Source organism: Flavobacterium sp. CHNK8, assembly GCF_019774515.1.
Classification (GTDB): domain Bacteria; phylum Bacteroidota; class Bacteroidia; order Flavobacteriales; family Flavobacteriaceae; genus Flavobacterium; species Flavobacterium tiangeerense.
Genome location: NZ_CP081492.1, coordinates 2818021 through 2835827 on the forward strand (window position 1 = coordinate 2818021; position 17807 = coordinate 2835827).

Consider the following 17807-nt stretch of genomic DNA (forward strand, 5'->3'; position numbering starts at 1 on the left):
ATTATTTTTTACTCCATATAATACGAAGCATTTTCTGAGTTCACAATATCAATGGGCAAAAGAATCCTTTCTGGAATTTCTTTTTGAAAGAGAAAATATTCCACTAAGGAAGTTATTCCCAGATACGCTTGTCTTTTCTGGTTTTGATGGATTATAAAATCGATAAAGCCTTGATTTAAATACGTAATATTTTCATCTATTAAATCATATCCTACCACTTTAATTTTATTGATTTTAAAGTCGCTTATTATTTTTGCCATTTGATACGCTTTAGACGTGGTAACAAAAATTCCTGTCACATTTGGATTTTCATTCAAGAATGTTTTGAAATTAAGTTCAATATTTGGATTTTTTAATTTTAAAGTGGTAATTGTGTACGCAGAATTTTGTTTCTCATTAAAATAAGTTCTAAAACCCCGCTCCTTTTCTTGCATGTGAATTGCATTTTTGTAGGTTTCATCAATATGAACAATAGCAATATGACCCGCATCAGTAATTGAATCTAATAATTTTGCTGCCACTCGCCCACTTCGGAATAAATCTTGACCAACAAAACTTTTCACAAAACTGGATTCGACCTGATTATTGAACGTATTCACAATGATGTCTAACGAATTGTATTGCTCAATAACATCCACGGTTTCTTTATGGAATAAAGTCGCTATTAAAACTGCATCAGGAGATAATTCTAATAAGGCTTCATTTATTTTTAAAAAAGATTTCTTTTTTTCCGGATTAAAATAAAAGGTTTCAATAACCAAATTATAGGCTTTGAATTCTTTCACCGCATCATTAATACCGTTCAAGCAAGGACGCCAATATGGATCAATTTCAGGATCAGGAAGTACAACACAAATACGATAAATCTTATTGTTTTTTAAATTTCTGGCAATAAGGTTTGGCTCGTAGTCAATTACTTTTAAAACTTCGTTGACTTTGTCCAAAGCCGTTGGCGAAACTTTACCTCTTTTGTGTAAAACTCTATCAACTGTTCCTTTTGAAACACCAGCTAAATTAGCAATATCCTTTATTGTATATTTTTTATCCATATTGAGCAAATATATAAAAACTTTGGTTTTGATTTTTTTGTAAGACTTAATTAACAAAGGATTGACTAATTATGAGTTTACATTCTTTAAAAGTAATTACTAATCTTTTTATGAGTGTTTTTTTAAATCAATTCAAAATATACTAAACAACAAACTTGAAATGTGTTCGAGCACATTTTATATCTTTTTAATTGTTTTATTAGATTTTAATCTATAGTTTCGTAAAACAAAAACTAAATAAACAGTTAGAATTACATATAAAAATAGCCTTAAACCCTATTAAAACAGCATTTTAACACCTCTAAAAAGTGAAAAAAATAATATCATTAGCTCCAGGACGAACGTGTCTTTTTGGAGACCATCAAGACTATTTGGGTTTACCCGTGATAGCGTGTGCTATTAATCGAAATATAATACTAACTGCTGTTCAAAATGACACTTCAGTTTTCAAATTGAACATGGAGGATATTAATGAAGTTAGGGTCATTGATATTCATGCTACATTTCCAGAATTAGCGCCTCGAGATTATTTTGCCTCTTCCTTGAGAGTTTTGAGACGACATGGTTGCATACCAACCGAAGGATACAACATCACTATAAAAGGAGATATTCCTATCAATTCTGGAACCTCAAGTTCATCTGCTTTGCTCATGGCTTGGATACATTTTTTGGTTACCGCTTTTGGAGTTGATACCGAAGTTACACCCGAATTTATTGCAAAAATGGGTTATACTTCTGAAGTTTTAGAACACAGAGAACCAGGCGGAATGATGGATCATTACAGCATAGCTATGGGCAATATTGTACACATTAACACCAAGGATCCTTTTTCATACAACATCATTGGCAACGAATTAAAAGGCTTAATAACTGGTGTTTCTGGTGTGCCCAAGGAAACAATTGGTTTAATAGGAGAATTAAAAGGAAATGCCTTAATAGCTATTGCCATTATTAAACAAAATTTCAAAGATTTTGATTTAAACACATCTGAAATAGAAGATTTAGATAAATATTATAATTACTTACCAGATCGATTAATTCCTTTTTTTGAAGCGGCGATCAAGAATTACCATTATACAAAAGAAGCTTTAAAAGAATTTAAAAAACCTACTCCAAACTTAAAGAAGATAGGTGCTTTAATGAATCAACATCATGCTGTTTTAAGAGATTTATTAAAAATTACTGTCCCTAAAATTGACGCAATGATCAATGCGGCATTAAAAGCTGGAGCATATGGAGCAAAAATAGTAGGATCAGGTGGCGGAGGAAGTATTGTAGTACTGGCCGAACCCGGACATGAAGCTCCTGTAGTGGCAGCAATACTGGCAGCAGGCGCTATTGAAGCCTACACAGTAACCGTAGATCCTGGTGTGAGAATACTAGAACAGTAACATTTTAAAAAATTAAGTATGCATGACAATCTAATCATTTTGGCTGGTGGTGCTTCTTCTAGAATGAAAAAACAAGTTACAGTTGATAATTTGAGTGAAGAAGAAATTACGCAGGCGAACGAAAGAAGTAAAGGATTAATTGGCGTTGGACCAAACGGAAGACCATTATTGGACTACCTTTTATTAAATGCTAAAAAAGCTGGGTATAAAAACATCTATATCATTATTGGAGAACAAGGAGATTTATTCAAAGAGTTTTACGGAAGTGAAAACAGCAACAATAATTTCAATGGCTTAACGATTTCCTTTGCAACGCAATACATTCCCGAAGGGAGAATAAAACCATTTGGCACCGCTGATGCTTTATTCCAAGCTACTGAGCAATATCCTGAATTGAATTCTCAAGAGTATACGGTTTGCAATAGCGATAATTTATATTCTACCGAAGCCTTATACGCACTTAGAAAAAACACTAGTCCAAATGCATTTATCAGTTATAACCGGGATGCATTGGAGTTTCCGTTAGAGCGAATTTCTCGTTTTGCAATAGCCAAGCTAAGTGAAAACAATCAATTGCTAGATATTCTAGAAAAACCAACTGCAGAGGTTTTAGAAAGCTACAAAGACACCGAAGGAAAATTAAGAGTGAGCATGAACGCTTTTAAATTCAACGGAGCGCTTATATATCCGTATCTAAAAAACTGTCCAGTTCATCCTGAAAGAGACGAAAAAGAATTACCAACAGTACTTTTGAACGCTCTAAAAGAGCATCCAGATACCACATTAGGAATTTCGTTCTCTGAACATGTTCCAGATTTAACAGCCAAAGAAGATATTACCGAGGTAAAAGCCTATTTAAAAAAACACTATCCAGTACTCAACTGGGAATTGTAAAACCTACAAACAAATAGCATGTCACAAAGTAAAAGCACCATAAATAATAAACTTGGAAAGACATTAATTCCGCTGGTTATTTTGACATCTTTATTTTTCATTTTAGGATTCGCAACTTGGTTGAATGACCCACTAATTCCGTTTTTTGAATTAGCATTTAAACTGTTACCATCACAGGTTTATTTTGTGCCTTTTACCTTTTACATTGCTTATTTTGTAATGGCTCTTCCTTCCACTTGGGTTATAGAAAAAGTAGGCTATAAAAACGGCGTTTCGGTAGGATTGGTTGTAATTGCTTTGGGAGCATTTATGTTTTACCCTGCAGCCGAAGCACGTACTTTCCTCTTATTCCTAGTGGCTTTATTTGTTATGGGCACTGGTTTAGCAATTTTGCAAACGGCAGCAAGTCCTTATATAGTTGTTATCGGTCTCAGAGAAAGTACCGCAGCACGAATTAGTGTGTTAGGGATTGCCAATAAATTAGCAGGATTTATCGCGCCGCTGGTTTTGACAGCTTTGGTGCTGTCAAACATGCAACAGTATACGGCCGATAAAATTGCTGTACTGGATCTAGCCACTAAATCTGCCGTGTTAGATTCCCTTGCGCTACAATTACAGAGACCTTATTTGTATATGGGCGCTATTATTCTTGTCTTAGCCGCTCTAGTTAAACTATCCCCGCTACTTGAAATTGATCTGGATAGAGATGGAAAAGTATTAAATCAAAGCGTTTTTATACAGAAAGTAAATGCTTTTAAATACCCCCAATTAGTTTTAGGTGTAATCACTTTGATGGTATACTTGGCTGCCGAAGTTTTGGCAGGAGATTCAATTGGAGGTTTCAGAAAACAATTAGGCGTATATGGTGAAAATGGTGATTTTTATTTAAAACTAGCTTCATTTACCATGACCGCAATGGTAATAGGATATATTTTAGGAGTTACGTTAATTCATAAATATGTTTCACAGATGACAGCACTAAAAACTTCTGGGATTCTCGGGTTAATTTCAGCACTATTAATTACTATGATCTCTGCTACTATATTAATTCAGTTACCTGATTTACCTACTTTGCCTTTAGTCATTATCTTAATATAGCAATTGGGACTAGTCAATGCTCTTTGTTGGTCTGCACTATGGCCAATGGCGCTTCAGGATATGGGCGGATATATTAGAATAGACAAGGCTCTATTGATTATGGAAATCATTGGAGGTGCAATTTTCCGATTGGTTTATGGTTATTTGGCAGAAACCATCAACTTTGCTAATGAAGTCATGGTGTTACAGAAAAAGCAAAAAGTGGCAATCAAATTGCATATTTAATTTTAGTACCTTCTTATTTGATGATTATTTTTTATGATTTTAAAGGATACAAATACCGACGCTGGTCCAGAAAATAATTCTCGATTAAGATTAAAATCCATTTAAAATTCAAACAAAAGCATAGAAACTGATGACAGGTATATTAAAACTACTCCATAAAAAAACCTGTAATTGCTTACAGGTTTAATTCAACTACGTTTATTAAATATAAAACCAACTAACTTATTTATTTACTAAACTTTAATCTTCAGATACGATTGCAGAATTTCTGTCTGAAACTACCCTTAAAGCCACAGCCAAACCTTTTTCATTCAACATAGTCATATTCATAATATCTAATACTGCTAAATCTTTGGACACAAATCCATTAAATTTATTGTAAGATAAATTCATTTCCTTTAATCTAGTTAATTTTTTCAATTCCATAGGAACTTGTCCATTCATATTGTTATCAAACAAACTTAAGTTTTCTAAAAAAATCATATTTTCAATCTCTTTACTCAAGCCTCCCACTAATTTATTACTGTTTAGCATTAAGGTTTTTAAACCTTTAAGTTCATAAAGTGAGCTAGGAATCTCCCCTGTGATTTCATTATTAAAAAGCGACAAGTTTTCTAACTGTGTTAACAACCCCAACTGACTTGGTAGAATTCCAGATAAATTATTCATATACAATTCAAGAGAACTCAATTTATCTAATTGACACAATGAAGTAGGAATAGGACCAAACAATTGATTGAACGAAAGGTCCAAAATTCTTAATAACTTTAACTTTCCTAAAGATTGAGGTATGTTACCTGAAAGTTGATTTTTGTGTAAATTTAAAACCTGCAAATTCACTAAATTAGAAATTTCATTAGGAATCTTACCTGTTAAATTATTATCTGATAAATCTAACGCAATAACTTTATTATCCTCAATTTTAACACCAAACCATGATGTTTCTGAAGCACTTAAATCCCACTTCACTTTCCATTGTGGACCAGCTGTGACATGGTATAATTTTATCAAAGCCTCTTTTTCCTTTGGAGAGATTGCTGCAATAATTACATTGCTGCTCAAAAGAATCAAAAATAATAGTAAAGCTTTTTTCATACCCTGATTGTTATATTACATATTAACATAAAATTAGTTTTTTTTCAGTTGTTCAGCAAATAAATCCGACGAACTACATGTTTTTTAGTTTTTAATAAAACAAAATCTTACATTTATGTAATTTCATTTAGGAAAATACAATTTAAAACAGCCTACATAAAATATTGAACTAATGAAAATTCATTTACAATTACTAATTAAACATAAGATTCTAGTACACAAAAACATAAATTCATTATTTTGCAAATCAATTACAGGATTGCATTTATAGCTGTTGCAAGCTGGATGTCTTTAAGTGTTACCCCACCAGCATCATGTGTACTGAGTTTAAGATGTACTTTATTATAGGAATTTGACCAATCAGGATGGTGATCAAAAGAAGAAGCAATAATACCTACTTGAACGATAAACCCCATTGCTTGAGTAAAATTCTTAAAAACATATTTTTTCTCTAATGCATTCTCTATAAAGTTCCAATCTTGCAATGCAACCAATTCATTTTGAATAGTCGTTTCAGTATATGTTTTCATAAATATTTTATTGATTTATAATCCCTAAAAGTGTACAGCTAAAGGTACAAAAATTCTACACCACTGAGTAACAATGTTAAATATTGTTTAAGCATCCCTTTTTATACTTTTCAAATCAACTTCTGGTTTACTATATTAAATTTTGCTTTATACGTGGTTCAATTTTTTTAGAACAATGCTTTAATGCTTTAATGTAAATCATTGAACATAAATAACTAATTTTGTATAAATATTTACACTCAATTTGGATTCATCATATTCGTTCAAAATTTTCGATAATACCACATCTTTACCTGCAAATTGGGATACCCTTGCTAATACGACTGTTTTTTTATCTAAAAAATACCTGCAAGTGCTTGAGACTTCTAGCCCAGCAAATATGAAGTGTAACTATATTGGTATCTTCAACCAAGATGACTTAATTGGGATTGCTATTTCTCAATTTATTGATTTAAATGCACTTGATAGTTTTGGGGAACGTGATAACAGTATAAAGAATAGGATACGGAATTTTGTTTTTAAAAAAATAGCCTCGCATGTACTGATTATTGGAAACAATATGCTCACAGGTCAAAATTCATTTGCATTAAGTGCAGATGCAAACCCTGAAAAAGCAATACATACTCTTAATATAGCTGTCCAGAAATTAAAAAATACTTTTTCCCAACAAGGTATAAAAATACACATTACGTCTTTTAAGGATTACAATTCCAAAGAATTTGAACTGTTTAAAGTACCCGCTTTTCGCAAAGATTTCAAGTTTTCTACTCAACCCAATATGATTTTTACAATTGATGAAAATTGGCATCATGAGGTGGATTATATCAGTTCATTATCGAAAAAATACAGAGATCAATATAAAAGAGGTCGTAAAAGGGCAACTGGAATTGAAAAAAGAAAATTACATCTAGAGGAAATCATAGCCCTTGAAGACACTATCTACGAATTGTATCTTTATGTGGCCAAAAATGCTCCTTTTAACACTTTTTTTCTACCCAAAAATCATTTTAGTGTTTTTAAAGAGCAATTTAAGGATAAATTTCTTTTTTATGGATATTTCTTGAACGGAAAACTTATTGGTTTCAACACATTAATAAAAAACGGATCTATTATGGATACCTATTTTTTAGGTTATGATGAAACCATTCAACGAGAAAAAATGCTTTACTTGAATATGCTTTATGATATGATAGCCTATTCCATAAATAAAAAATTTAAATCAATTGTATTTGCCAGAACAGCATTAGAAATAAAAAGTTCCGTAGGTGCTAAACCGGAGAAAGTATTTGGTTTAATGCGCCATGAATCTTCTATATTTAATCTTTTATTACCAAAAGTATTCAGATACTTAGAACCCGAAACCATTTGGCAAGAGCGTAATCCTTTTAAATAATTGAGAGATCGGTATAAGGAATAGCCACTTTCATTTGTCCTTTAAGTATTTCAATATTTAATTTGGTTTCTTTACCACAGTACTCACCATCTATTTGAAAGTCTGCTGGAACATTAAGTGAAATTTGAGCTTTATTGGTTGATATAATAGTGACATCCTCATCATCAAGAGGCATATTTCCCGTTATTATTTTACCCAATAAGAGTAAATCCATGTTTTTCAATATTACCAATTCAAATTTCCCATCGTTCATTACTCCATGGGGATTTATAGTAACACCAGTACCATATTTTTGAGAATTAGCTATAACCACCATTCTAGCTTCGCTCACAATAGTTGGAAAATCTCCAGTGATAGTTGCAATAAAAGGATCATCAAGCTCCATTAACGTAGACACGGTTTGCAAAGCATAACCCCACATGCCTCTTACGTTACTGCTTTCATAATTTTTTACCAATGCTGCATTAAGACCAATATCACTTAAATGAATACTTTTTTTTCCGTTGATTGAAATCATATCAATAGTTAGGTAATCATTCAAGAATGCAATTGAAAGGTTCTCCTCGATAGTTGAGGGTAAATTAAGATCAACAGCCAAACCATTGGCCGAGCCTGCTGGCAAAATGCCTAATATTACGTCCTCTTTTTCCATGGCTTCGGCAACCATTTTAATGGTACCATCACCACCTGCAACGATAATTCTTTCAGGCTTGTAGTTAGTATATAAGTCTTTTATATTTTGAATATCGTTTTCACCAATAGTAGTAAAAACTCTGATATTCAAATTTTCTTTTGCAGCAAATTGAGATACAGATTCTATCAAGGCTGATTTATCGATATCTCCAGAAATAGGATTTACAACAAATAAGATATTCTTTTTCAAATTTCTTTTCTTTTTTTCGATTAAAACCTCTACTTTAACTTTTTTCAAAAATACAAAATTTATGAAGCCTATTTTAAAATTATACCGTGGTTATGCAAATGAACAAGAATTAATTGTCATGGGGCACGTATTTAAACCTACTACGTTAGAAGAGTATAATTTTCAAAAGAAAAACCTCAAAAATGCTACATCGGTAATCAAAATGTTTCAGATGAAAACACAAGCAAACGCCGATGTTTACTTAGAACTAAATGGTGCTAAAATTCACACTAAAACACTTGATGATGGCTATTTTAAATTTTGTATTCCACTAGATCCCAACAGCGATTATGGATGGATTGACTATGAAGTAAGCATGACTTATGAAAAAGAAACCATCATAAAAAAAGAAAGCTACATCAGGCCACATAAAGGAAATTTAGGAATCATATCAGATATTGACGATACTTTTCTGGTTTCCTATACCTTCAATCCTTTATTGAAGTTGTATGTCCTTCTTTTTAAAAACATAAACAAACGAAAAATTTACGATGATGTAGTAACGCATTACCAAGCGTTGAGTACTGCGGGAAGAAATAACGAGTCCGAATTCAATGCTTTTTTTTATGTTTCTAGCAGTGAATGGAATTTATACCGTTTTATCATCAATTTTACGGCAATTCACAAACTTCCAAAAGCGGTGTTACTATTAAAAGATATTAAAAGCAGTTTAACCGATTTTTTTATGACGGGCAGAGGTGGTCACAATCATAAATTCGAAAAAATAAAACATATTCTTGAATTTTACCCCAATCTTGAATATGTACTGCTTGGTGATGACTCGCAGCACGATCCCTACTTATACGAATCCATTTGTAAAATATTTCCAGTAACGGTAAAAGCGGTTTACATCAGGCAAACTGGAAGTTCAAAAAAAGAAAAAGTTAGTTCAGTTTTAAACAACTTAACTACACTTAACGTTGCTGTGTGCTATTTTAAGGAGAGTAGCGAGGCTATTTCTCATTCTAAATCTATTGGCATTATCAACTAAAAAAAAGAGCTCCATAAGGAGCTCTAAGTTACATTAAAAATTATCAATTTCTTCTTGAATTATTTCCCAGTCCAACAATAATTGATCTAGTTCTGATTTCTTTTTATTGTAAGCCGTAAAAAACTTAGCATCTTCAATATGTTTGTCATAATTAGAAGTAAGCATTTTATCATCCTGCTGAATGTCGCGTTCTAATTGTTTAATTTGACTTTCTATTTTACTCAATTTATTTTGAAGTGCTTTCCCCTTTTTTTGATCTTCATAAGAGGTTTTGTTGCTTTCCTTTGGTGAGGTTGCCTTTTCAATATCTTTTTTCTCCACCTCACGCATATTCTCCAAATTGCGCTGTTCCAAGAAATAATTGATATCCCCTAAATACTCCTTAATTTTTTGATCTTTAAATTCATACACAATATTAGACATTCCTTGTAAAAAATCACGATCGTGAGATACTAATAATAGAGTTCCTCCAAATTTTTGCAAGGCAGCTTTCAAAACATTTTTAGACTTAATATCTAAGTGATTCGTAGGCTCATCCATCAACAACACATTGATTGGCTGTAATAATAATTTACACAATGCAAGACGGTTTCTTTCACCACCTGAGAGTACTTTTACTTTTTTCTCAACATCATCTCCTCTAAACAAAAACGAACCCAACATATCCCTAACCTTCATACGGTTAGTATCTGCAGCGGCATCTTCCATAGTTTGAAGCAATGTAATCTCACCATCAAGATATTCTGCCTGATTTTGAGCAAAATAACCCAATTGCACATTGTGACCTAATTTGATGTTTCCCTGATATTCAAATTCATTGACAATTGCTTTAATAAATGTAGATTTACCTTGACCATTTTGACCTACAAAAGCTATTTTGCTACCACGTTCTACTAATAAACTAATGTCTTTTAAAATCGTATTGTCACCATAACTTTTGGTGACATCTTCGGCCTCAATAACAACTCTGCCCGGTTCTTTAGAAACTGGAAAAGAAATATTCATTACCGAATTATCATCTTCGTCAACCTCGATACGTTCAACTTTATCTAATTTTTTTATTAAAGACTGTGCCATCGATGCCTTAGAGGCTTTGGCACGAAATTTTTCGATCAATTTTTCGGTCTCTTCAATTTTTTTGGCCTGATTTTTTTGAGTTGCCAATTGCTTTTCTCGAATTTCATGACGAAGTTCAAGATATTGTGAATACGGTTTATTAAAATCATAAGCCTTCCCTAGAGAAATCTCAATAGTTCTATTCGTAACATTATCAAGAAACATTTTATCATGCGAAACAATTACAACAACACCTGGATAATTTCTTAAAAAACTTTCTAACCAAATGATACTTTCGATATCTAAGTGGTTCGTTGGCTCATCCAGTAACAATACATCATTAGCTTGCAATAATAATTTAGCTAGTTCAATACGCATTCTCCAACCTCCAGAAAAAGTTTCAGTTTGATTGTCAAAAACTTCTCTTTTAAAACCCAATCCCAACAAGATTTTTTCGGTGTCTCCCACATAATTATATCCTCCTAAAAGTTCAAATCGATGGGTGTAATCTGATAAATCTTCAATAATTTGGCTGTAAGCATCACTTTCGTAATCAGTTCTAGTAACCAGTTGATGATTTATTTCTTCAAGCTTTTTTTCAACAATTTTAATTTCAGTAAAAGCTTCATACGCTTCTTCGAGAACTGTTCTTCCTTGCTCAAAATCAATATCTTGACGCAAAAAACCCATTCTAATATCTTTCTCTTGTGAAATCACACCAGAATCTGGTGCAAAATCTCTTGCCAACATTTTAAGCATGGTAGACTTCCCCGCTCCATTTTTCCCAACTAGGCCTACTCTGTCTCCAGCACCTAGACGAAAAGTAACTTCTTCAAACAAATAAGTACCACCAAAAGAAACAGATAAATTGTGTATATTAAGCATGTATTATGATTTATTTCCTTAATGAATGTGTAAATTTGTAACAACAAACACTGCTTTTCAAAAAGAAAAAATTAATTTTTTGCAAATGTTAAAAAAAGGATCCAAATTATATAGTATTTTAACAGGAACTTGTCCTAAATGCCAGAATGAGAGCATGTATTTGGAAAAAAATCCATTTCAATTGACAAAAATTCTAAAAATGAAAGAAAATTGTAGTCATTGTGGATTACGCTACCAAATAGAACCTTCATTTTTTTATGGAGCTATGTATGTTAGTTACGGACTTAATGTTGCTTTAGGAATAGCAGCATTTATTGTCTCTTTTATTTTTTTTAAAACGAATTTAAAAATAGCTTTCGCGGCTATTATAATTACCCTCGTTGTGACTTTTCCGTTTGTCCTTAGGTGGTCCAGAAATATATACATAAATATGTTTATTTCTTATGATCCAAATGCAACTACAAAAAAGAATTAAGAATAGTATTTAGCTTCATATCGCCTAATATCAATAACGGGATCTAATATTTTTTGGTCTTCAATATGGTTATATAATTCTTGAGCCATAGCAGGTCCCAGCATTACTCCACGTGTTCCAAGACCATTTAAAACATGAAAACGCTTGTATTCTGGATGAGTGCCTATAAGTGGTCTCCTATCCTTAACCGTAGGCCTAACTCCTGCAAAATGCGCTTCTATAGTAAAATCACAAGATAATATCTCTTTAATACGATCTATGAGTTCTATTTTACCATCTTCTGTGGGAAAATCATCTTTCTCTCGCCAATTGTAAGTAGCTCCCACTTTGAATAAATCATTTCCTAAAGGCAAAATAAAAACACTAGTATTAATAATTACGTCTAGATCTAGATCGCTTGCTTTTATAATAAATAGCTCACCCTTAGTTCCATCTAAAGGTAAATAATTAAAATAAGGATTAGCATGCAACCCAAAACCTTCCGCAAATACAATATGTCTTGCTTTCAAGCCTTTATAAGAAACCCTCTCTTGATCTTGAATTAATTCATTGTAATCAAAACACTCTGGTATAAATACGTCTAGTTTTTTTAAATAAGTACAGAAAGATTCTAAAAAAAAAGAAGTGTCAACATAACCCGTTTGTAAAACTTCTCCATAGCCAAAAGGAGCATCTATTCCATTTACATTTTTATAAATCAAATTAGTGGAAAGAAAAGGCTCTAAACCTTTTTTATCTGCCGCTAAAAACCAATTATTTTGTTCTTCAACGGAATAAAACTTCCTTAAAATAGGAGTTTTAAAATCAAATTGTTTTTCGAGTGTTTTTTCTAAAATGGTATAAAATTCATTCATCACATCCAATTGTTGTTGCGCATTCCAAACTTCACTGAATCGCTTTAAAATAACAGGATTATATAAACCACCTGCGATTTTAGATGAGTTTTGAGAATTATTATCAAAAACCATAATAGATTTTTGATTGCGTAAAGCATATTCAGCAAATGACAAACCAGCCAAACCAGAACCAACTATAATATAATCTAACATTTAAATAAAATAAATTTTAAAGAAAAGAGCTTCAAACAAAAAACTCTTACCAAAAGGTAAGAGTTTTTTTATATTCATTGAAAACTACTAGTAATTCCACATATCTGATTCAAAGTTTCGAATTTTATCTTTCACTCTTTCAGATTCTAACAATTGATTTTGAGCATTGTCTTTCATATACTCATCAATTCTTCTATCTCCGTATACATTTTCTTCTTTATAAATAAAGGCATTAAAACGTCTTGAGTTTAAAATTTGATCAAATGATATTGGCAATGCAGAGTTTTTATCATTAAAAGCTTTAGCATCATGCAAAACTTCTCTAGCGGCTGGGAAAAAGATCCAAAATAATTCAATATAATCTTTCTCGTCACTGTTCATAGTGTAAACATCAGGAGTAACAGGACAAATACCTAACAAACGATACTTCAATTCACTTTGACGTTTGTCAAAATACCAATATCCTTTGATTTTATATTGCGTTACATCTTGAGCAGCCAAGTTTTCTGTTATTATATACTCTTCAGAAACTTTACTTCCAGCATTAATTTGCTCTCTACCTGCATCCGTTGTATCAATTCTTGTTAATGAAGCTTGGATATCTTTAAGCGATTTTTTAGTGTTAAAATAACTATCAGTATATACTTCGGTTATTTTACCATTCTTAATTGCCTTAGACAATACATCATACAAAGATCTTCTATCATTACCTATGTTAGCAGTATCAATAGGGAAATACAAAGAAAAATTAATCTTTTCACTAAGATCTATAATTTCCCACGTTGTTTTACCCATCAACACGTCTCTATCGTGAACATAACCATAAGCAAGTGGCTTATCATTATCCGAGTCAAGTTGCGCAGCTGTTTTTAATCCAATTTGATCTGGAGTTTTCGCATTCAATAAATTGGATTGTGCACTTGACACAAAACAACCCGATAAAGCGACGATTGCGATAAATAAATTTTTGATATTCATAGTGGTATTCTTATTGATATTGAAAAGGATTTATAAAATCCAATTTATTATTGTATTTCAAAAATAACCGGAGCAGTTCTTGGTAATAAATAACTACCAGCACCGTCAAGTTTTGTTTTTATTTCAGAAATGGTAACTTGATCACCTCTACCTGCTTTAGAAAGTACAGCTTTACACTGAGCATTCAATTTGTTTCCTTGTACAACCACCGTTGGCTGGCCAGTAACCTTAAGGTTAAAACCAATAACACTTAGTCCTACTTCAAAATCAAAGTCAACAAGCTTAGCTCCTACTGTAGATACTTCTAAGTTAGATTTAGGCCCTTTAACAACACCCATTTCACCTCTAATCGTACCCGTTGGTCCAGGAATTCCTTTTATTCTGAATACTTTTTTATCAGATGCAACTTTACCATCCGCCATTTTACCAGAAACATTGATAATAACTTCATTACCAGCTCCAGGAGACATCACGTATTTACCGTTACCTACTTTTGACAATCCAGGTGCTGATGCATTTACCTGATTATCTGGAATACCTGCAAATGAAATAGTAATAGGGTTTTGAACACCTCTATAAACAACATTCATTTTATCAGCAGAGATAGTAGCCGAATTAGGTCTAGGAACTACAACATATTTACCAGCGAACTTCAAAGGAATGTTTTTACCATCCTCAAGGAAAGTAAACTGTCCATTAATAGATTGCTCACCCACATTTCCAGCAGTCATAGCAATTACAGCTTGACCATTAACAATTTTACCTGGTCCTGAAAATGAAGTTGGTTTTGTGTTTTCATCATAACGTCCTAAAACTACTTTTCCAGTAACTTGCTCACCTTGAAAATATGCACTTTTATCTAAAACAACTATTGCTTGATAATTACTATAAGATGCAGCAGCAACAGCGGCTTTTCCTAACAACGTATTATAAACATCAGTCTCCATTTTCTTAACATCATTTTGCCAAGCAGATAATTTGGCCAATGAAGCAACAGCAGGAAAACCTTTAAAATTGTAATCTAAATAAGGAATTGAAATTCCGTCTTTATTTTTCACAGGCAACAAAGAGAATTTAGATTCAACTTCTGAAACAATAGAAGAAAGTTTTTTGTTACTTCCTAATGCAGCTTTCATGTCTGCTTTGTATTGTTCAACTGTTTTTACAACTTCATTCCCTTTTGCAGAATAACCTGCAGGGCTAAACCAAGATTGATCTAAGTTATCACCCTTGTCCATTGACTCATAAGGTAATTTACCTGTTTCAGGGTCAACTTTAGTTCCTTTTAAAACATCAGTCTTTATGTTAGCGATGTAATCGTAAAATTTCTTTGTAATCGCTTCTACTTTATGAGCGGTTCCAGATGCAGCAGCAAATTCACCACCGGCTTCAGCTGCCTTAGCATCTAAACTCATCAACATTTGTGCATTTGATTGCTCTGCAGCACTATTAGAACCTTCAAATTTTTCATTCATAATTCCAAAAGCAGATAATACTTCTTTGGACATATTTAATGCTAACATCGCGATGAAAACCAAATACATCAGGTTTATCATCTTCTGTCTAGGGGTTAGTTTTCCTCCTGCCATATTTTCTAATAATTAGTTTAAATTAATATAATAGTTCGAAACTAATTATCCTTTATTGTTCATAGCTGAAAGCATTCCTCCGTAAACTGAGTTCAAAGAAGATAAGTTTGAAGTTAAAGATTGCATTTGCTCTTTAAGCTTCATATTGTTTTGTGCTACCTCCTCATTGATTTGAGCATTTCTAGAAGCACTTTCCAATTGTACTTTATATAAACTGTTTAAAGATTCCATTTGAGATGCAGCAAGAGTTAACTCTTCACTGTATTTTTTTGTAGAAGCAATTGAATCTACTGTAGGAGCAATTCCTTTTGCAGCTGATTCAAAATTCTTGATACTGCTTCCTAAACTTGCCATTAATTCACCATCAATTTTAGCATCTTTAAGCATAGCATCTAACTTTTGTGACAATAAACCTTGCGTATCAGCTATAGGCTCTACTTTTTTAGCAGCTGGCTTAGCTTGTCCGTTAGCTAATTCAGGGTAAACTAAAGTCCAGTCCAACTCATCATCAACAGGTTCAAAAGCAGATAATGCAAAAATCAAAGCCTCAACAACAAGACCAATAGTAAGCATCAAATTACCTGTTAAAATACCATATTCAATGTGAGTAATTTTAAATAATGCTCCAAGGATTACAACTGCAGCCCCCATACCGTAAGCGAAATTCATTGCTTTTTTTCCTAATAATGCCATAATAATAAATTTTAAATTTTAATAGATTGGGTTTTTGTTTAATTTATTTCTTTTTCTTAGCGTTTCCTGTAGTTTGAAGACCCATGTAATCTTGCACAGTTCTGAAGCCAATATAACTTCTTGCAGAATCAGCATATTCATAATCTCTTGTACTAACTTGTAAGAAGTAAGCAACATCTTTCCATGATCCACCACGCAAAACTTTACGTTTGTTAGAAGCATCTAACACATTAGGATTCATTGAAGAAACGTATTCATAAGCGTTTGAATCATATGCAGAATCAGTCCACTCTGACACATTTCCAGCCATGTTGTACAAATTATAACCATTAGGCTCATATGATTTAGCCTCTACTGTATACAAAGCCTCATCAGCAGCATAATCCCCTCTATTAGGTTTGAAATTAGCTAAAAAACAACCTCTATCATTTTTAGTGTAAGGACCACCCCATGGATAGGTTGCTGATTCTAAACCTCCTCTTGCAGAGTATTCCCACTCAGCCTCTGTAGGCAATCTAAAAGAATTTATTAAATCTTGACCTTTAGTTTTAGATTTAATATAACTATTTTTATTTAATGTTCTCCAAGCACAAAAAGCTTTTGCTTGCGTCCATTTAACACCTACTACTGGATAATCCCCGTATGCTTTGTGCCAAAAATAATCATTGTGCATAGGCTCGTTATAAGAATATGCAAAATCCTTAATCCAAACTGTTGTGTCTGGATACACATTCACCTCTTCAGTTTTGATAAAATCTTTTCTACGACCTACTTTGGCTTTTGCAGCTGCTTGTATGTCCATCCAAGAGTAACGAAACTTTAATTTATTAACGTCAATTGTTCTCAAACCATTATATGATTCTTCACTTGGAAGATACATAGAATCCATTACCTCAGTATATGCTGCGTCAGGATATTCTTTCGGTCCTTTAGCAAGCTTTACTTTTCTATTTAATTTTCTACCAGCATATTGATCATCTTCAGTACCAATACTATAATAGTTGTCATACATATATTTGTCATATGCAGTCATTTTAGTAGTATCTGAATCGCTAAAAGCATAATCAGCTATACTTCCTAATTTACTTCCTTTACCAGATCCTGTTGTAGCAGGTTGACCACTTAAATCAGCCATTATTGCTAATTTAACTCTTATAGTTGAATCTTTAACCCATTCTACAAACTGACGGTATTCACTATTTGTAATTTCAGTTTCGTCCATATAAAATGAACGTACCGTTACTGTTTTTGTAGGAGCATCCTCAACATTCGCTAAATCTGCATCAGATTTACCCATAATAAATGAGCCTCCAGGGACTAAAGTCATTCCGTATGGCTTCTCAGGGTGCCACTTTCCACCATTAATACCAACTAATTCCCCTTTATCACTTGATTTAGCACAGCTAATCAATAGGGTTAAAATCGTCGTAAAAGCTATGAACTTATTCATATAATTTCGGTTATCTATTCATTAAATTTGAGGGTGTAAACCTA

17 protein-coding genes are annotated in these 17807 nt (G+C 32.5%); 7 read left to right on the top strand and 10 right to left on the bottom strand.

Annotated elements, in window-relative coordinates; all coding sequences use genetic code 11:
- Window positions 1–8: 8 nt before the first annotated feature.
- On the bottom strand, window positions 9–1049 hold the full coding sequence (locus K5V07_RS12230) for a substrate-binding domain-containing protein (RefSeq protein ID WP_221917688.1): 1041 nt from the start codon (window positions 1047–1049) through the stop codon (window positions 9–11).
- Window positions 1050–1357: 308 nt separating this feature from the next.
- Between K5V07_RS12230 and K5V07_RS12235 the strand changes: the two genes are divergently transcribed.
- Genes K5V07_RS12235 through K5V07_RS12250 form a run of 4 tightly spaced genes read left to right on the top strand, consistent with a single transcriptional unit; the run spans window position 1358 to window position 4657 of the window.
- The gene (locus K5V07_RS12235) at window positions 1358–2440 is read left to right on the top strand and encodes a galactokinase family protein (protein WP_221917689.1); all 1083 of its coding nucleotides are present in this window, start codon (window positions 1358–1360) and stop codon (window positions 2438–2440) included.
- Between the two features lie 18 nt (window positions 2441–2458).
- Window positions 2459–3334: a sugar phosphate nucleotidyltransferase gene (locus K5V07_RS12240; RefSeq protein ID WP_221917690.1), complete on the top strand. Its 876-nt coding sequence runs from the start codon at window positions 2459–2461 to the stop codon at window positions 3332–3334.
- Window positions 3335–3352: 18 nt separating this feature from the next.
- Window positions 3353–4432: an MFS transporter gene (locus K5V07_RS12245; RefSeq protein ID WP_221917691.1), complete on the top strand. Its 1080-nt coding sequence runs from the start codon at window positions 3353–3355 to the stop codon at window positions 4430–4432.
- 3 nt (window positions 4433–4435) lie between these two features.
- Entirely contained in the window at window positions 4436–4657 is a 222-nt protein-coding gene (locus K5V07_RS12250; RefSeq protein ID WP_221917692.1) for a hypothetical protein, read from the top strand.
- Between the two features lie 240 nt (window positions 4658–4897).
- On the opposite strand, the gene K5V07_RS12255 is transcribed toward K5V07_RS12250, so the two are convergent.
- Window positions 4898–5752: a Two component regulator three Y domain protein gene (locus K5V07_RS12255; protein ID WP_221917693.1), complete on the bottom strand. Its 855-nt coding sequence runs from the start codon at window positions 5750–5752 to the stop codon at window positions 4898–4900.
- 251 nt (window positions 5753–6003) lie between these two features.
- On the bottom strand, window positions 6004–6282 hold the full coding sequence (locus K5V07_RS12260) for a 4a-hydroxytetrahydrobiopterin dehydratase (protein WP_221917694.1): 279 nt from the start codon (window positions 6280–6282) through the stop codon (window positions 6004–6006).
- A gap of 244 nt (window positions 6283–6526) precedes the next feature.
- On the opposite strand from K5V07_RS12260, the gene K5V07_RS12265 reads away from it, so the two are divergent.
- On the top strand, window positions 6527–7675 hold the full coding sequence (locus K5V07_RS12265) for an 8-amino-7-oxononanoate synthase (protein WP_221917695.1): 1149 nt from the start codon (window positions 6527–6529) through the stop codon (window positions 7673–7675).
- Here the strand turns inward: K5V07_RS12265 and K5V07_RS12270 are convergent.
- The gene (locus tag K5V07_RS12270) at window positions 7668–8606 is read right to left on the bottom strand and encodes a diacylglycerol kinase family protein (protein WP_370632492.1); all 939 of its coding nucleotides are present in this window, start codon (window positions 8604–8606) and stop codon (window positions 7668–7670) included. The two genes, K5V07_RS12265 and K5V07_RS12270, sit on opposite strands and share 8 nt — an antisense overlap.
- 13 nt (window positions 8607–8619) lie before the next feature.
- Between K5V07_RS12270 and K5V07_RS12275 the strand changes: the two genes are divergently transcribed.
- On the top strand, window positions 8620–9588 hold the full coding sequence (locus tag K5V07_RS12275; RefSeq protein WP_221917696.1) for an App1 family protein: 969 nt from the start codon (window positions 8620–8622) through the stop codon (window positions 9586–9588).
- 33 nt (window positions 9589–9621) lie between these two features.
- Here K5V07_RS12275 and K5V07_RS12280 read toward each other — a convergent pair whose 3' ends face one another.
- Window positions 9622–11529, bottom strand: coding sequence for an ABC-F family ATP-binding cassette domain-containing protein (locus tag K5V07_RS12280; RefSeq protein ID WP_221917697.1), 1908 nt, complete (start codon window positions 11527–11529; stop codon window positions 9622–9624).
- 85 nt (window positions 11530–11614) lie between these two features.
- Between K5V07_RS12280 and K5V07_RS12285 the strand changes: the two genes are divergently transcribed.
- The gene (locus tag K5V07_RS12285; protein ID WP_221917698.1) at window positions 11615–12004 is read left to right on the top strand and encodes a DUF983 domain-containing protein; all 390 of its coding nucleotides are present in this window, start codon (window positions 11615–11617) and stop codon (window positions 12002–12004) included.
- Here K5V07_RS12285 and K5V07_RS12290 read toward each other — a convergent pair.
- The 5 genes from K5V07_RS12290 to gldK all read right to left on the bottom strand — a co-directional run bounded on the left by K5V07_RS12290 (window position 12001) and on the right by gldK (window position 17763).
- Window positions 12001–13053 carry an FAD-binding oxidoreductase gene (locus tag K5V07_RS12290; RefSeq protein ID WP_221917699.1) on the bottom strand — a complete coding sequence of 351 codons (1053 nt, stop codon included), beginning with the start codon at window positions 13051–13053 and terminating at the stop codon, window positions 12001–12003. The genes K5V07_RS12285 and K5V07_RS12290 overlap by 4 nt on opposite strands.
- Window positions 13054–13140: 87 nt before the next feature.
- On the bottom strand, window positions 13141–14031 hold the full coding sequence (gene gldN / locus K5V07_RS12295; protein WP_221917700.1) for a gliding motility protein GldN: 891 nt from the start codon (window positions 14029–14031) through the stop codon (window positions 13141–13143).
- A gap of 47 nt (window positions 14032–14078) precedes the next feature.
- On the bottom strand, window positions 14079–15620 hold the full coding sequence (gldM, locus tag K5V07_RS12300; RefSeq protein ID WP_221917701.1) for a gliding motility protein GldM: 1542 nt from the start codon (window positions 15618–15620) through the stop codon (window positions 14079–14081).
- Between the two features lie 45 nt (window positions 15621–15665).
- Entirely contained in the window at window positions 15666–16313 is a 648-nt protein-coding gene (gene gldL / locus K5V07_RS12305) for a gliding motility protein GldL (protein ID WP_221917702.1), read from the bottom strand.
- A 43-nt stretch (window positions 16314–16356) separates the two neighbouring features.
- Complete coding sequence (gldK, locus tag K5V07_RS12310; RefSeq protein WP_221917703.1) at window positions 16357–17763, bottom strand: gliding motility lipoprotein GldK; 1407 nt, start codon at window positions 17761–17763, stop codon at window positions 16357–16359.
- Window positions 17764–17807: the final 44 nt, after the last annotated feature.

Coding starts and splice junctions, on each gene's coding strand:
- K5V07_RS12230 (WP_221917688.1), bottom strand. CDS start 1,049: ATGGATAAAAAATATACAATAAAGGATATTGCTAATTTAGCTGGTGTT.
- K5V07_RS12240 (WP_221917690.1), top strand. CDS start 2,459: ATGCATGACAATCTAATCATTTTGGCTGGTGGTGCTTCTTCTAGAATG.
- K5V07_RS12245 (WP_221917691.1), top strand. CDS start 3,353: ATGTCACAAAGTAAAAGCACCATAAATAATAAACTTGGAAAGACATTA.
- K5V07_RS12255 (WP_221917693.1), bottom strand. CDS start 5,752: ATGAAAAAAGCTTTACTATTATTTTTGATTCTTTTGAGCAGCAATGTA.
- K5V07_RS12260 (WP_221917694.1), bottom strand. CDS start 6,282: ATGAAAACATATACTGAAACGACTATTCAAAATGAATTGGTTGCATTG.
- K5V07_RS12275 (WP_221917696.1), top strand. CDS start 8,620: ATGAAGCCTATTTTAAAATTATACCGTGGTTATGCAAATGAACAAGAA.
- K5V07_RS12280 (WP_221917697.1), bottom strand. CDS start 11,529: ATGCTTAATATACACAATTTATCTGTTTCTTTTGGTGGTACTTATTTG.
- K5V07_RS12285 (WP_221917698.1), top strand. CDS start 11,615: ATGTTAAAAAAAGGATCCAAATTATATAGTATTTTAACAGGAACTTGT.
- K5V07_RS12290 (WP_221917699.1), bottom strand. CDS start 13,053: ATGTTAGATTATATTATAGTTGGTTCTGGTTTGGCTGGTTTGTCATTT.
- gldN (WP_221917700.1), bottom strand. CDS start 14,031: ATGAATATCAAAAATTTATTTATCGCAATCGTCGCTTTATCGGGTTGT.
- gldM (WP_221917701.1), bottom strand. CDS start 15,620: ATGGCAGGAGGAAAACTAACCCCTAGACAGAAGATGATAAACCTGATG.
- gldL (WP_221917702.1), bottom strand. CDS start 16,313: ATGGCATTATTAGGAAAAAAAGCAATGAATTTCGCTTACGGTATGGGG.
- gldK (WP_221917703.1), bottom strand. CDS start 17,763: ATGAATAAGTTCATAGCTTTTACGACGATTTTAACCCTATTGATTAGC.